Here is a 16,217-nt window from a genome sequence, read left to right as displayed (position 1 = left end):
TTACTTTAAAATGAAGTAATAAGTTGAAAACTTGTATTAAGTTTATGCAGATTTTAACATATTATTGGTTTTAATATGTAAAAAAATATATTATAATTTTTCCCAAATTATTTATTATTAATTATTGAAAAAATAATGTTTATTTTTTCTTTTTTAATATAAATTTTAGAAATAAAATTTATTTTTTTATTTTATTTCTAAAAAAGTTGATTTTAAGTGTTTTAAATAGTTTTGTATTAAAAACAATAACTTAAGAATAACCTAGCAAGAAAATGATGTTAAAATTAACTTGTAATATAAGTCATTCAAGAATTGTAGGGGATAGTATGAAATATATAGTTAATTTAAATGTTCGTTCTAATTATTCATTTCTTTCATCAACTATTAAAATAAGTGATTATATTGAATTTGCTAAAAAAAATAATTTAAAAGTTCTATCTTTAGTAGATAAAAATATAATGTATGGTGCTTATGAATTTTGTAATTCATGTATAGAGAATGATATTAAACCATTAATTGGTTTAAATTGCGTTTGAGAAAGTGCTACTGATAAAGTTGAATTAACTATTATGGCAACTTCATATGCTGGTTATCAAAGATTAATAGAGCTTTCTACTATTATTAGTACTAATAATAATATTGTTACTACTAATGATGTAAAAAAATATCTAAATCAAACACGTGAAGTTTTAGTTATTATTCATGCTAATAATAAAAATATTAGATATATTAAAAACAATTATGATATTTTAAATTCAACAGGTCATGAATTAGTTTATTTTGGTTTAGTACCTAGTGATATGGATAATATTACTTTATTAAAATCGATTACATCTAATATTATTCCAATTGATTTGGTTTTATATTTAGATGAAAAACAACATCGTACTTATCAAATTTTACAAGCTATTAAAGAACAAAAAACATTAAAATCAGAAGATTTATCAAAAAGTAATGAGTTTTTATATAAAACTAAACAAGATTTAATGCAACATTATCCAAATGAAATTATTGAAAATATTGAAAAGGTTATTTGACTATGTAATTTAAAATTTCCTAAAAATAAGCCAAATAGTGCAGAATTAAGTTTACCAAAATTTACTTGCCCTAATAATCTTACTAGTAATTTATATTTGCAAGAATTATGTAAACAGGGATTAGAAGCGCATTTTCAAAGTCGTGAAATTCCTGAAACATACGTTAAAAGAGTTTTATATGAATTACAAGTAATTAATGAAATGGGTTTTGCTGATTATTTTTTAATTGTTAATGATTATGTTAAATTTGCAAAAAGCAAGAATATAATGGTTGGACCAGGTAGAGGAAGTGTTGCTGGTAGTTTAGTAGCATATGTTTTAGGAATTACTGGTGTTGATCCTATTACTTATAATTTAATTTTTGAAAGATTTTTAAATCCAGAACGAATATCATTACCAGACATTGATATCGATTTTGAAGATACAAGAAGAGATGAAGTTATTAATTATATTCATCAAAAATATGGCAAAGAACATGTTGCATATATTGTTACTTTTCAAACAATTGCTAGTAAAATGGCAATTCGTGATTTGGGAAGAGTTTTTCAAGTTAATATTGAAGATATTAATGAAATGACAAAATTAATACCAATTCAATATAATTTTGAAATAGATATGGCTATTAAACAATCACCAAAATTAGCATGATATGCAAATAAGTATCCTTTATTGTTTACTTTAACCAAAGAAATTCTTGGTTTTCCACGACAAACTAGTACTCATGCAGCAGGAATCGTTATTACAAGAGCACCGTTAGTTACTACTATTCCATTACAACTAGGATTTCAAGGTATTTATCAAACGCAATTTCCAATGCAAACCCTAGAAGCTCTTGGTTTAATAAAAATGGATATTTTAGGATTACGTAATTTAACTATTTTGCAAAATATTTTACAACAGGTAAGCAAACATTATTTTTTAAATTTAAAATTATCTCAAATTCCTTTAAATGATGAAAAAAGTTTTAACATTATTAAAAATGGTGATACAACAGGTATTTTTCAATTGGAATCTTCAGGAATGCGTCAAATTTTAATTAAAATGAAAGTTGATAACTTAGAAGATATTATTGGTAGTTCTTCTTTATTTCGTCCTGGACCACAAGAGTACATTCAAGATTATATTAATCGTAAATTAGGAAAACAAAAAGTTACGTATATTCATGAAGATTTAAAACCTTATTTAGCATCAACTTATGGCATTATTATTTATCAAGAACAAATATTATTAATTTTACAGAAAATTGCTGGTTATTCATTAGGAAAAGCTGATTTAATTCGTCGTGCAATTAGTAAAAAAGATACTACAGTTATGAAAGAACAAGCAAACTCATTTATTAAAAGTGCTGTTAATAGAGGTTATTCACCAAGAGTTGTTAAGAAAATATGAGAAGATATTGAAAAATTTGCTGGTTATGGATTTAATCGATCTCATGCTGTCGCTTATTCATTAATTAGTTATTATTTAGTTTATTTAAAAGCAAATTATCCATTGGCATTTATGGTGTCGTTATTAAGTAGTGTTATTGGTAATGATCAAAAAATGTTACAATATTTGAATGAATGTCAAAAATATCAAATTAAAGTTTTACCACCATCAATTCAATTTTCTGGCATTGATTTTTTAATTGATGGTGCTAAAAAAGCTATTCGTTATAGTTTACAAGCAATTAAGCAAATGAGTCAAGGTAGTTGTAGTAATCTTATTAAAGAACGTACTAGTAATGGATTTTTTCAAGATTTTTTTAACTTTTGTGCTCGGGCAATATTTATTGGTTTGAATCGTAAAAACATTGAACATTTAATTGCTGCTGGTGCGTTAGATGATATTCAATCAAATCGAACAATGTTATTATTAAACTTGGATGCTGCATTAGAATATGCAAATATGGTGCAGGTAAAAGATGAAGCTAGTGGCGAATTATCATTAAATTTTAATTTAATTGCTAAACCAATTATGTTACAAAGAGAAGATGATTGAAATAATAATAGTATTAATGAACATCGTGCATTAGGACTTTATTTAAAATATAATCCTAAATTACTATGAAAAGAGCAATTAGATCCTCATAATAAAGCTATTGATTTAGCATATATTAATAATTATGTTGATCAACATGTTAGAGTATATGGAGTTATCAATAATATTAGAGTAATTAAAACTAAAACTAAAAAATTAATGGCTTTTTTTGAAATGCAAAATGATAGTAATGTTATTGAAGTAACGGTTTTTGAAAAGTTATATCAAATATACCAAGAATATTTACAAGTTAATAAAGTAATTTTAATGGAAGGAAAGGTAGAAATTTATAATGATAATATTCAGTTAATTTTATCAAGAGTAATTAAAAATTTATAGTAAGCATATAATTTTATCTATGCTTACTATATTAAATAATAAATATAATCAATAGTTTTTAAATTTCTTAGAACCTGTTTAGGATCTTTTTTAACTTATTTTTGATTAAATTAATATCATAAATGTTATTTTATAGTTGAAAAATAAATTTTTAATCGATAAGTTGTCAAATGATAAAATCTTTTTAACAAAAAAATGACAAAGAAAATAAAATGTTAATTAACTGTCAGGTTAGAAATAATTATTCCCTTTTTTAGTTTAATTATGTTTAAAAGATTCCAAACAGGTTCTTACTTTAATTTCTAATAATAAATAAAAAATTAATGAACATAGTAATTATTAATAATTTCACAATTTTCAATAGCATCTCAAAAGTTATTATCTGCTTTTTTTATTTTTAAATAAATATTTAAAAAGATTAGTAATATAGTTATAAATAATAAAATTGGACTTAAAATTATAGCAAAAACAATTCCAATTTTTAGTTGTACTAATGATTTAAGATTATAGTTTTCAACAATATTTTGGAAGAGGTAATGTTTACAAAAATATAATTTATTATTAGTTAACATATAAATTAGACCATGTTCTTTTATTAAATTAAAACCATTTTCTTTTGTTATTATTTCTTGTTTTCGATAATAATTATAGAAAGAAGGAATATATTTTATATCATTTTTTATGTTAAAAAAATTTATTAAGGTTAAAGATGTAAATATAACCAAAATAGTTAAAATCAATAGTGATAGTGTTATTAAATTTATTTTTTTAAGTTTCTGAATTTTCATTTCTAAAAATCTCCTTATATTTTATTTATAGGTTAATTTTATTTTGTTAGGAAAGTATTATAATATATTTTTTATTAAATAAAATTAAATTATGAAATATTTATATATAATATTTTAATAATGATTTGCTATTATTTTTTTTGTTTTTTTGTTATATTATAAGTAGTAATATTTATTACCAATTTACGATGAATTGCAAAGCAACGAGTATTAAAATTCCAATATATTTATTTAAAATTTCAGTTTATTATTTTATTTTAGTAACTGTTTTTCGTTTAAAGGAGCACACATCACCATGGCAATTAAATATGTACAAAGAGATGGTAATTGTTTATTATGAGCAGTAATCGTTTCATATTTAGAACAAGTTAAAACTAATAAAAACCAATTTAAAACAAGATATAAATCGCTTTTTGGTATAGAATTCGGTTGAGAACGAATTTTTAATTTTGCTGATTTTAATTTTGATGATAAAGAAAATGAAAAATTAGTTAAAGTCTTTCGTAATCGTATTTGTGATTATATTGAAACAAATTTAGATACAAAACGTCCAAATAATAAAGCTAATTTTAGATCAATGTTATTAGATAGTGAAATTAATAAAAAAAATAAAGAATTATATCATAACAATAGTGAAGATACACAAATAAGAAAAACTTTAGAACAAATGAGAAAAAATGGTGAAATAACAGGTTCTGTTGAAATTGAAGCAATTTGTAATATTTTAAATTGTGATATTATTAGGATTAATGAAGATTTTGATATTGCAAGTAGGGAAAGATTTGAACCAGATAATGTAATTGCTAATAATGAAGTGAAGTTATACTATCAAGCTCGACATTATCAATATTTTTCAAATGTTACTAATCAAACACCAGCAAAAAGAAATGAGGAAGAAACTACAAAAGTAGTAACACCTTCATTTGAAGTTAATTCAGGTAATAATAGTTTTCAAGAAAGTATTTCATTTCCAAGAGAGGAAAGTGCTGATTTTTTAATTAATGCTAGATTGAAACTTAAAAATCAGTTCTCTGATAAAGAAATTAATGAAGAAACACAAAATGCTATAATTGATATTTTTATTGAAGATATAATTAAAGTACCAGCACATCAAAAAAATGAAATATTAGAAAAATCTATTTTTGAATTAAATAATCAAGAACAATTATTTACAAATCCTAATCTTGTTTTTGAATCATTTATTAAACCAATAATTAATGGTTCAAAAACAGGAGATCAACAATTATTAAAAGAAATTACTAATACAAATACTAATTAATTAGTATTATCACTTTTGTATTTATTGATTTGTTATATTAATAAAAAATAACCAAATATTTGGTTATTTTTAGTATATTTTTAAATTTATTTTACTTGGTATTTAATAGTTGCATTTATATTAAAAAAAAGAATTTGGTAAATGTTTGTTTTCATCATCATAATTATGTAAATTTCCTCCCACATTATTAAGTTTTAATTCTTGATTCTTGATTATCAGTAATTATCATTTGTTCTGGTTTAAAATGAAAATAAATTCCTTGTTCCATTAATCCAATTTTATAATGTGATGGATGGGTTACACTTTATTGGACACTAATTACGTAGACAAGTGAACAAATTAGTGAAAAGAAAGGAAGTATAATTATGGCCAGTATTAACTCATATTCAGATGAATTTAAAAAACAAATAGTAGCTTTATATCAAAGCGGTAAGTCAGTGTCTTGTCTTGCTAAAGAGTACAATGTTACAAGAGCAGCTACTTATAATTGAATTAAGCAATTTACTAATTCAGGTAGTTTTAAAACTAAAGATAATCGTTCTGTTGAAGAAAATGAATTAATTAAATTAAGAAAAGAATTAAAACAATTAAGAATGGAAAATGATATTTTAAAGCAAGCAGCACTAATAATAGGCAGAAAGTAGAAATTATTGCTAAAAATAAAGTTAAATATAAAATTCGCACAATGTGTCGTTTTTTGAAAATATCTAAATCAACATATTATTTTAACTTAAAGAAAAAAGAAAATAAAATCAAAAATAATATGTATGATGAAGCTGTTATTAGTGCTTTTAAAGAAAATAAAGAAGTTTATGGTACTAGAAGATTAAAAAAAATTTTAGAAAACCAAGAAATTTATTTATCAAGAAGAAAAATTAAAGAAATTATGAATAAGCATAATTTAATATCAAAATACACTAAATTATCATTCAAAAATCATCATAATAAAGTCAATAATAGTCAAATAACCAATCTTGTTAATAGAAACTTTAATAATAGGGTTAAAAATGAAGTTATTGTTAGTGATTTAACTTACGTTCAAGTTAATGGTAAATGAAACTATATTTGCCTATTAATAGACCTATTTAACCGCGAAATTATTGGACATAGTGTTGGAGTTAAAAAAGATGCATTACTAGTATATCAAGCATTTATGCAATCAAATCGCTGTTTAAAAGATATCCAAATATTTCATAGTGATCGAGGTAATGAATTTAACAATAAAATTATTAATAATCTTTTATTAGCATTCAATATTACTCGATCTTTAAGCAAAAAAGGTTGTCCTTATGATAATGCTGTTGCTGAAGCAACTTTTAAAACTTTCAAAACTGAATTTATTAATGATAAAAATTTTACATCATTAATCCAATTAAAATTAGAATTATTTGATTATATCAATTGATACAACAACATAAGAATCCACAGCACTTTAAACTACTTAACTCCTATCAAATATCAAGAACAAGTGTCTACCAAAAAATAGTCCTAAAAAGTGTTGCCATTCCAATTTATCCGATTGTTTATTTTGATTGCATAGTAGTTAAAATACGACAAGATAAACGCATTATTAACAAATCTGTGTATATAGCTTTAGGAGTTGATTTAGAAGGTAAAAAAGATGTTTTAGGCTTATGAATTAGTGAAAATGAAGGTTCTAAATTTTGATTATCCAATTTCACAGAAATGAAAAATCGAGGCTTAAATGATATTCTTATTGCTTGTAATGATAATTTAACAGGAATGTCAGAAGCAATACAATCAGTTTATCCTAAAACAGAACATCAATTATGCATCGTTCATCAAATTAGAAATAGTTTGAAATATGTCTCATATAAGCATAGAAAATCTCTAGTTGCAGATTTAAAACCAATTTATACTGCATGTAGTGAAGAACAAGCAATGTAGGCTTTAGAAACATTTGAAAATAAGTGAAATAAACAATATCCTCAAATTGCTAAATCTTGATATAAAAATTGAGAAAATTTGATAGTTTTTATTAGTTATCCAACAGAAATTAAAAAAGTAATTTATACCACAAATGCTATTGAATCTGTTAATAGTCAATTACGAAAAGTTATCAGAAATAAAAAAGTTTTTCCTAATGATATGGAAGAATTGAAAATATTTTATTTAGCAATTGAAAATATAACAAAAAAATGAACAATGCCCATTCAAAATTGAAATACAGCAATTGCTCATTTTATGATAAAATTTGAAGATAGAATTAATCTTAACTAGTACTTTGTAAAACAAAGATACACAGATTTCTAAAAAGCCTCGAAGCAATACAATCAGTTTATCCTAAAACAGAACATCTCATTACTTTTAATTTTATTTGAGGTCGATGGTTATTATAAAAGTAAATATATTTAGGTAAATTTTCCTTTATTCATTCAATAGTTCTATTTTTTCTTGGAATTTGATATAGAAATTCTGTTTTCATTGTTCCAAATCAAGTTTCAGTAACACCGTTATCACAGGAATTACCTCTTCTAGACATTGAAATTTTTATTTTTAATTCATCACATAAAATTTTATAAGAAGGATTTGTATAGTGAAATCCTTGATCTGATTGTAAAATTCATGAAGTAGGTTTTTGAGTATTAACTCAAGTTTGGATAATATTTTGGACAACAAATGTCATGTCTAAACTTGCACTTATTTTATAATCTAATATTTCATTATTATGAAAATCTTTAACAATTGATAAATAATATGTTTTACCATTAGTTAATAAATAAATTATATCAGTATCTAATTTTTGATTTAAATTAGTGGTTGAAAAATCACGTTTTAATAAATTATCATATCTTAAACTTCCTGATTTAGTTCTATAATCAATTTTTTTTATGCGAACCTTAGCTTTTAAACCCATATTTTTCATATATCTATATACAATATGAAATTTTAATTTTAAATTATAAATTTTGTTAATTCATAAAGTTATCATTTTATAACCATAAATTTCTTGAAATTCATAAAAAATATTTTTAATTATATTAGCTAAAAATGTATCTCATTTATTAAATTCATTCATTCCATTCTTAATTCATTTATAATATCCTGATTTTGAAACATTTAATAATCAACATAAATAACTAATCTGATATTTTTTCTTCAATGAGAAAATCACAAAATATTTCTTCTTTTTTGTCGATTTTTCTAAATACTTTTTTATATAATTCATTGCCCAATATATTCAATTAATTCTTGTTTTGTCATTTCATTAAAATTTAAAGATTTGGATCGACCTGTTCTTTTGGTTTTTTAGCACGAATTCCATTGCCATATTCTAAACCTTTTTCACCTAATAATTTATATGCTTTAATTGATTCTTTTATTGATGATCGACCAATACCATACTCTAATGCGGTTTTATCAATTGTTTTAATTTTACTTATTTTTATTATTTTTAACTTTTCTTCTTTTGATAGTCATTTAGCCATAAAAAAATGAACACCTTCCTTAAAGTATTTTTAACACAAAGGTTACAATTCTGTGTCTACTTTATTCTAGATGTTCATATAATATTTACATTTTTTGTGATTTACTACTAGAACTTTGATTTTTACTTGTTGAACCTTCACTGTTTACTTTTGACTTATCTTTTTCAAATCCAAGAGCATTGGCAACTCTTTCTCGTCTTTCTCGTTCGTTTTTTTCTCCTCAAGCTTTATTTATTCGTTCAGCATCTTTGTTATGTTTATCTTTATCCGCTTGACTTAATTTATCAATTGGTTCTCATGGCATGTTTATCTTCTCCCTTATTATTATTTTTGAATATTTTTTTACCCTTAAAATATCCAATAAAATTATATATTTTAAAAACTAAAAATGTGTAATAAATAATTTTTAATCACTATTTTCCAAAATAGAACTATTGAATGAATAAAGGAAAATTTACCTAAATATATTTACTTTTATAATAACCATCGACCTCAAATAAAATTAAAAGGAATGAGCTAATCGATATTCGATTGGACTCATTCCATTTTCATTTGTTCCTCTGCACGTACATGTGATGAGAAATCGGTTAAATAATATTTTTAAAAAAAGCGAAATAAAATTTAAAAATCGCTACCCTAACAAAAAGTTATTTGTTAGGGTAGCTAACAACGAGGTAAACTCGTTGGAGTGAGTTACGAAATAACAAGAGCAAACCCACTATTACTTGACTTCTATTAAAAATTTTTATTTAGTCTTTTTGCCAATAAAAAAACCAACACTTGCAGAAATAATTATACAAATTGTAAGAATAATCACTCATATTCATCAAGTCATATTTTAATCACCTTTCTAATTTAAATTTAATTTAATACAATTTTATTATAACACATTTTAAAATAAATTAGGATATCAAATAGTGGATGGGTTACACTTTATTGGACACTAATTACGTAGACAAGTGAACAAATTAGTGAAAAGAAAGGAAGTATAATTATGGCCAATATTAACTCATATTCAGATGAATTTAAAAAACAAATAGTAGCTTTATATCAAAGCGGTAAGTCAGTGTCTTGTCTTGCTAAAGAGTACAATGTTACAAGAGCAGCTACTTATAATTGAATTAAGCAATTTACTAATTCAGGTAGTTTTAAAACTAAAGATAATCGTTCTGTTGAAGAAAATGAATTAATTAAATTAAGAAAAGAATTAAAACAATTAAGAATGGAAAATGATATTTTAAAGCAAGCAGCACTAATAATAGGCAGAAAGTAGAAATTATTGCTAAAAATAAAGTTAAATATAAAATTCGCACAATGTGTCGTTTTTTGAAAATATCTAAATCAACATATTATTTTAACTTAAAGAAAAAAGAAAATAAAATCAAAAATAATATGTATGATGAAGCTATTATTAGTGCTTTTAAAGAAAATAAAGAAGTTTATGGTACTAGAAGATTAAAAAAAATTTTAGAAAACCAAGAAATTTATTTATCACGCAGAAAAATTAAAGAAATTATGAATAAGCATAATTTAATATCAAAATACACTAAATTATCATTCAAAAATCATCATAATAAAGTCAATAATAGTCAAATAACCAATCTTGTTAATAGAAACTTTAATAATAGGGTTAAAAACGAAGTTATTGTTAGTGATTTAACTTACGTTCAAGTTAATGGTAAATGAAACTATATTTGCCTATTAATAGACCTATTTAACCGCGAAATTATTGGACATAGTGTTGGAGTTAAAAAAGATGCATTACTAGTATATCAAGCATTTATGCAATCAAATCGCTGTTTAAAAGATATCCAAATATTTCATAGTGATCGAGGTAATGAATTTAACAATAAAATTATTAATAATCTTTTATTAGCATTCAATATTACTCGATCTTTAAGCAAAAAAGGTTGTCCTTATGATAATGCTGTTGCTGAAGCAACTTTTAAAACTTTCAAAACTGAATTTATTAATGATAAAAATTTTACATCATTAATCCAATTAAAATTAGAATTATTTGATTATATCAATTGATACAACAACATAAGAATCCACAGCACTTTAAACTACTTAACTCCTATCAAATATCAAGAACAAGTGTCTACCAAAAAATAGTCCTAAAAAGTGTTGCCATTCCACTTTTAAAATATAATTATTGATAATTATTTGTAAGGATATAATGGCATTTTGTGGTTTTTAAAATTAAGATTATTCTAAAAATATTTATTTTTTAACAAATAATATTTTTAGTATTTTAAAATGGTATTTTACGTTTTTGTAAAAATACAAATCAATTGTTTACTTACTAAATATTTTAATAAGAACGTACTTATTTTCATCACTATATTTTTTTTACTAATTGTAAAATGAAATTAATTTTTATTATATGTATTATGTTTTAAATTTATTGAATTAAACTCATTTTTCAACCATTAACAACTATATAGTCTTTTAAAATTTTATCTTTTAAAAAACCTTTTTATTTTTACTATTAAAACTTATGTTTCTTTTAATAACTTTAGAATTGATTATAGAAATATCAGAAACTAATAATTTTGAATTACTACTATTAGTAGTAGTATTTAACAACAAAGTATAGTTTTCTTCATTTTTGGCAAGTAATAAAAATATACTTCATAATTGTTTTAAAAAAACTAAAATATATATAAAAATAAAAGGAATAACAGAAAAAATATTAATAGCATTTAATAAATTCAATGTTTGATTAGGAATAGCAACTAAATTGAAAAATAAATTTATAAAAAGAAACAAAAAACTAATAAATTGTAAAGTATATTTTTTTTCCATATTATTATTAATTCCTAAAAAGAAACTAAAAATAAAAAAATAAAAAGTTAAAAGTTTAAAAATAGAAATGAAATAATTTAACATCATAAAATTTTGAAAACGATAAACTTGAGTAACTTGTAAACTATTATTAAAAACAATATTGTATGGTAAAACTTGCGTTAATAAAAACATTAATAATAATAAATAAAAAATCTTTTGATAACTAATATTACCAAAAACATGTTTTCTTTGAAAATTTAATATTTTATAATTAATAACTAATTTATTTTTAATAATTTTAAAAAATAAATATGCAAACAAAAAAATTCATAATAAAAACATTAAAAAAGAAAAATTTGAAAAAATTTGAAAAAAATATTCATATTACTTTACTACTTTCTTTAATATTTATTAAGAACTTACTTAATGAGTTAGATTATACCAAAATATAATTTTTCTTAAATAAAAAATGAAATAAATAATAAAAGAATTAAATCTAATTAATATAAATTTTAATTTTATAAATCAATTTTAATATCTTGACGATCGCTATCTGATGCAAGAAAGTAATCTTTTGAAACTAAATTTAATGTTGATGCTACAACATTACTTGGAAAGGTTTTAATTTTACTATTGAACACCTTAACATTAGCATTATAAAATCTTCTAGCAGCAGCAATATTATCTTCACAATCTTTGGCACCTGATTGTAATTGTAAAACAGTAGTATTTGCTTTTAAATCAGGATAATTTTCTAATAAAGCATTAAATTTTCCAAAAGCTGCATTAAGTCCACTATCTGCTTTTGAAAGATCACTCATTGTTTCCATTTTTCCACTTCGTAAAGATACAACATCTGTTAATGTACTTTTTTCAAATTTCATATAACCTTTAGTAGCATCTACTAATTTTGTTAATAAATCAAAACGACGCTTTAATTGCACATCAATATCAGAAGCAGTTTCTTCAATTGATTGTTGTAATCTTAGAAAATTATTACGAGAAACAATAAATAAAATTATTGGAAATATTAAAACAAAAGATAAATAAACCATAATTTTTCCAAATAGTGACGGTTGGGCAGTAAATGATTCATTGCTTGGTTTAATTGTTGACATAATTTTCTCCTTTCTTATCAATATCTAAGAACCTGTTTAGGATCTTTTTTAACTTATTTTTGATTAAATTAATATCATAAATGTTATTTTATAGTTGAAAAATAAATTTTTAATCGATAAGTTGTCAAATGATAAAATCTTTTTAACAAAAAAATGACAAAGAAAATAAAATGTTAATTAACTGTCGGGTTAGAAATAATTATTCCCTTTTTTAGTTTAATTATGTTTAAAAGATTCCAAACAGGTTCTAATAACAAACTATGTTTAATAACTAGTCCATTATTGGTAAGTTAAATATTATTTACACACTAAACCATAATAATTTTACTATATTTTTAAATTTAAGTAATGTATTTTTTTAAGTTTTTATTTAAACTTATAATATTTTTTATTTAAATTTATACTAAAATAATTACCTTTGCCAATAATAATATGATCAACTAAGGTAATATTAAAAACCTGAAAATTTTTTTTAATTTCTTCGGTGATATATAAATCAGATAGTGAGGGTTCACTATTACCACTAGGATGATTATGAATACAAATTACTTTACTTGATTTATGAATAAGTGCCAGATGCAACATATCTTTAACATCAATTTTCATAGTATCATTAGTACCCTTATATAATAAATTTTGATGAATTAATTTATTTTGATTATTTAATAATAATAAATAAAAATGTTCTTGCGTTAAATTTTGATAATATGCATTAACTAAATTAAAAACATCTTCGGGAATAATAATTTTAAAATATTTTTTTGACTTTCAATAGTTCTTATTCTTTTTACTATTTCTAAACAACTTAAAATTTCTAAAACCTTACTAACACCAATACCTTTAATACTCATCAAAGATTTAATAGTTACTTTATTTAAATTTTCAAGACCATTAAAATTAGTAATTATTTCTTACGCTAAAAATAATACATTTTTTTCTTTAGTTCCTGTTCGCAAAATAATTGCTAATAATTCATTATCACTAAGAGCGTCAAAGCCATATTTAATGGCTTTTTTTCTTGGTTTTTTTGTATTATTAAGTTCTTTAAAATTCATAAAAGGTGGTATTAAATGTGTTAATTTTTCTTGAAATTTATTAAATTCATCTTTAATTTTTGTTAAATCTTTACTATCATCTTTAGAACTATCTCATTTACTTTCAATACCACCTGGTAACTTAATACTTCCTGAAACACTATTTCATAAATTTTTAATAACAGGAATTGCTATCCCTGCTAACATGGCACCCATTAAAAATTGAGCAAAACCACCACTAACTGCCTGACACTCTTGATCAGTCATTGGTTCTAAATCTTCTAAAATCATATTTATCAACCCCCTAAAACTTATTTTTATTTAAAAAATAGTTTTTTCCTTTTTAAATTTTATAAGTTTAAAAAAAAGTAATAGGATTTTCTAAATTATATTTAAAAATTTTAACTTTTGTTGATTTTCTTTTTCAATAAGTAATTGAAAAAGAAAATCAACAAATTTTTGCTCCATATAATGACCAACCAAAATAACATTAATTTTTCTATCTTTAGCTTCCATAATATAGTTTCATTTCATTTCTCCAGTAATTAATAAATCAATATTGTTAGTGGAATGGCAACACTTTTTAGGACTATTTTTTGGTAGACACTTGTTCTTGATATTTGATAGGAGTTAAGTAGTTTAAAGTGCTGTGGATTCTTATGTTGTTGTATCAATTGATATAATCAAATAATTCTAATTTTAATTGGATTAATGATGTAAAATTTTTATCATTAATAAATTCAGTTTTGAAAGTTTTAAAAGTTGCTTCAGCAACAGCATTATCATAAGGACAACCTTTTTTGCTTAAAGATCGAGTAATATTGAATGCTAATAAAAGATTATTAATAATTTTATTGTTAAATTCATTACCTCGATCACTATGAAATATTTGGATATTTTTTAAACAGCGATTTGATTGCATAAATGCTTGATATACTAGTAATGCATCTTTTTTAACTCTCCAACACTATGTCCGATAATTTCGCGATTAAATAGGTCTATTAATAGGCAAATATAGTTTCATTTACCATTAACTTGAACGTAAGTTAAATCACTAACAATAACTTCGTTTTTAACCCTATTATTAAATTTTCTATTAACAAGATTGGTTATTTGACTATTATTGACTTTATTATGATGATTTTTGAATGATAATTTAGTGTATTTTGATATTAAATTATGCTTATTCATAATTTCTTTAATTTTTCTGCGTGATAAATAAATTTCTTGGTTTTCTAAAATTTTTTTTAATCTTCTAGTACCATAAACTTCTTTATTTTCTTTAAAAGCACTAATAATAGCTTCATCATACATATTATTTTTGATTTTATTTTCTTTTTTCTTTAAGTTAAAATAATATGTTGATTTAGATATTTTCAAAAAACGACACATTGTGCGAATTTTATATTTAACTTTATTTTTAGCAATAATTTCTACTTTCTGCCTATTATTAGTGCTGCTTGCTTTAAAATATCATTTTCCATTCTTAATTGTTTTAATTCTTTTCTTAATTTAATTAATTCATTTTCTTCAACAGAACGATTATCTTTAGTTTTAAAACTACCTGAATTAGTAAATTGCTTAATTCAATTATAAGTAGCTGCTCTTGTAACATTGTACTCTTTAGCAAGACAAGACACTGACTTACCGCTTTGATATAAAGCTACTATTTGTTTTTTAAATTCATCTGAATATGAGTTAATATTGGCCATAATTATACTTCCTTTCTTTTCACTAATTTGTTCACTTGTCTACGTAATTAGTGTCCAATAAAGTGTAACCCATCCAGATAAATTACTAATAATATCACCACCAGCACCAGCAGATAAAGCAACAGTCACTATATTGTTATCACTCAATTTATTATTAACCAATTGTATATTTGCAACATTAAAATATTTTTTTAAGTTATTAATTAATTCTTTTAATGGCATTTGTCTATCAAATTTACCAACTATTGCTAACTTTTCTTCATTAATAAATGAATATTTTTAATTTTTAATTCTTTAGCCATCAACATATTCATACCTACTAATGATATATCAAAATTAGTATGTAATGAATATACATTAATTCTGCTATTAGTATTTTACTATATAATTCTTTTTTTCAATTTGAAATATTAGATTGATTAATATCTTTGGCAAAAACTAATGGATGATGAGAAATTATTAAATCAATATTATTATTAATGGCCTCAGTTAAAACTTCATTAGTAACATCCAAACAAACTAAAATTTTATTAATATTGGTCTTTGTTTTTGATTTAATTTGTATTCCTGAAAAATCTCATTCACAAACATCTTTTAAAGGAAAATATGTTTCTAAAACATTAATTATATTATTGATAGTTAACATTTTAAC

16 protein-coding genes and 2 pseudogenes are annotated in these 16,217 nt (G+C 22.5%); 6 read left to right on the top strand and 12 right to left on the bottom strand.

All coding sequences use genetic code 4. From position 1 onward, the window contains the following. The first annotated feature begins 326 nt into the window (after positions 1–326). From ACXUB0_RS01840 to ACXUB0_RS01825, 4 genes and pseudogenes are all read left to right on the top strand, one after another. Positions 327–3,395: a DNA polymerase III subunit alpha gene (locus tag ACXUB0_RS01840; protein WP_458257561.1), complete on the top strand. Its 3,069-nt coding sequence runs from the start codon at positions 327–329 to the stop codon at positions 3,393–3,395. 1,083 nt (positions 3,396–4,478) lie between these two features. Next, positions 4,479–5,462 carry an OTU domain-containing protein gene (locus tag ACXUB0_RS01835; RefSeq protein ID WP_458257560.1) on the top strand — a complete coding sequence of 328 codons (984 nt, stop codon included), beginning with the start codon at positions 4,479–4,481 and terminating at the stop codon, positions 5,460–5,462. Positions 5,463–5,827: 365 nt separating this feature from the next. After that, a protein-coding gene (locus tag ACXUB0_RS01830; RefSeq protein WP_458257559.1) for an IS3 family transposase occupies positions 5,828–6,948 on the top strand; the annotation gives its coding sequence in 2 pieces (ribosomal slippage) (positions 5,828–6,104 and positions 6,104–6,948; 1,122 coding nt in all). 23 nt (positions 6,949–6,971) lie between these two features. Continuing rightward, positions 6,972–7,703: pseudogene (locus ACXUB0_RS01825) on the top strand (IS256 family transposase); the annotation flags it as partial. 58 nt (positions 7,704–7,761) lie between these two features. Here ACXUB0_RS01825 and ACXUB0_RS01820 read toward each other — a convergent pair. From ACXUB0_RS01820 to ACXUB0_RS01810, 3 genes are all read right to left on the bottom strand, one after another. Beyond that, positions 7,762–8,598 carry an IS3 family transposase gene (locus ACXUB0_RS01820; protein ID WP_458257558.1) on the bottom strand — a complete coding sequence of 279 codons (837 nt, stop codon included), beginning with the start codon at positions 8,596–8,598 and terminating at the stop codon, positions 7,762–7,764. Between the two features lie 100 nt (positions 8,599–8,698). Continuing rightward, the gene (locus ACXUB0_RS01815; protein WP_458257557.1) at positions 8,699–8,911 is read right to left on the bottom strand and encodes a hypothetical protein; all 213 of its coding nucleotides are present in this window, start codon (positions 8,909–8,911) and stop codon (positions 8,699–8,701) included. Positions 8,912–8,996: 85 nt separating this feature from the next. Beyond that, on the bottom strand, positions 8,997–9,215 hold the full coding sequence (locus ACXUB0_RS01810) for a hypothetical protein (protein ID WP_458257556.1): 219 nt from the start codon (positions 9,213–9,215) through the stop codon (positions 8,997–8,999). Positions 9,216–9,317: 102 nt separating this feature from the next. On the opposite strand from ACXUB0_RS01810, the gene ACXUB0_RS01805 reads away from it, so the two are divergent. After that, entirely contained in the window at positions 9,318–9,431 is a 114-nt protein-coding gene (locus tag ACXUB0_RS01805) for an IS3 family transposase (protein WP_458258777.1), read from the top strand. A 474-nt stretch (positions 9,432–9,905) separates the two neighbouring features. Then, a protein-coding gene (locus ACXUB0_RS01800; protein ID WP_458257555.1) for an IS3 family transposase occupies positions 9,906–11,026 on the top strand; the annotation gives its coding sequence in 2 pieces (ribosomal slippage) (positions 9,906–10,182 and positions 10,182–11,026; 1,122 coding nt in all). A gap of 351 nt (positions 11,027–11,377) precedes the next feature. Here ACXUB0_RS01800 and ACXUB0_RS01795 read toward each other — a convergent pair. The 9 genes and pseudogenes from ACXUB0_RS01795 to ACXUB0_RS01755 form a co-directional block, all read right to left on the bottom strand. Beyond that, positions 11,378–12,022: a hypothetical protein gene (locus ACXUB0_RS01795; RefSeq protein WP_458257554.1), complete on the bottom strand. Its 645-nt coding sequence runs from the start codon at positions 12,020–12,022 to the stop codon at positions 11,378–11,380. Between the two features lie 197 nt (positions 12,023–12,219). After that, on the bottom strand, positions 12,220–12,819 hold the full coding sequence (locus tag ACXUB0_RS01790) for a LemA family protein (protein WP_252319773.1): 600 nt from the start codon (positions 12,817–12,819) through the stop codon (positions 12,220–12,222). A gap of 366 nt (positions 12,820–13,185) precedes the next feature. Then, on the bottom strand, positions 13,186–13,623 hold the full coding sequence (locus tag ACXUB0_RS01785) for a JAB domain-containing protein (RefSeq protein WP_338979790.1): 438 nt from the start codon (positions 13,621–13,623) through the stop codon (positions 13,186–13,188). Between the two features lie 107 nt (positions 13,624–13,730). Further along, entirely contained in the window at positions 13,731–14,144 is a 414-nt protein-coding gene (locus ACXUB0_RS01780) for a UPF0758 domain-containing protein (RefSeq protein ID WP_458257553.1), read from the bottom strand. 90 nt (positions 14,145–14,234) lie between these two features. Beyond that, on the bottom strand, positions 14,235–14,411 hold the full coding sequence (locus ACXUB0_RS01775; RefSeq protein ID WP_458258776.1) for a Nif3-like dinuclear metal center hexameric protein: 177 nt from the start codon (positions 14,409–14,411) through the stop codon (positions 14,235–14,237). 31 nt (positions 14,412–14,442) lie between these two features. After that, positions 14,443–15,565, bottom strand: a pseudogene (locus ACXUB0_RS01770) (IS3 family transposase). 39 nt (positions 15,566–15,604) lie between these two features. Then, entirely contained in the window at positions 15,605–15,817 is a 213-nt protein-coding gene (locus tag ACXUB0_RS01765) for a Nif3-like dinuclear metal center hexameric protein (protein WP_458258775.1), read from the bottom strand. Beyond that, positions 15,814–15,888 (bottom strand): hypothetical protein, encoded by a 75-nt coding sequence (locus ACXUB0_RS01760; protein ID WP_458258774.1) that lies wholly within the window; start codon positions 15,886–15,888, stop codon positions 15,814–15,816. Before ACXUB0_RS01760 ends, ACXUB0_RS01765 begins: the two co-directional genes overlap by 4 nt. Further along, entirely contained in the window at positions 15,885–16,211 is a 327-nt protein-coding gene (locus ACXUB0_RS01755; protein WP_458257552.1) for a Nif3-like dinuclear metal center hexameric protein, read from the bottom strand. Before ACXUB0_RS01755 ends, ACXUB0_RS01760 begins: the two co-directional genes overlap by 4 nt. Between the last annotated feature and the right edge of the window lie 6 nt (positions 16,212–16,217).

It is taken from the genome of Spiroplasma endosymbiont of Dactylopius coccus, assembly GCF_977110965.1.
Note: the sequence above shows the minus strand (reverse complement) of the source record. Positions and strands in the feature narration are given on the sequence as shown.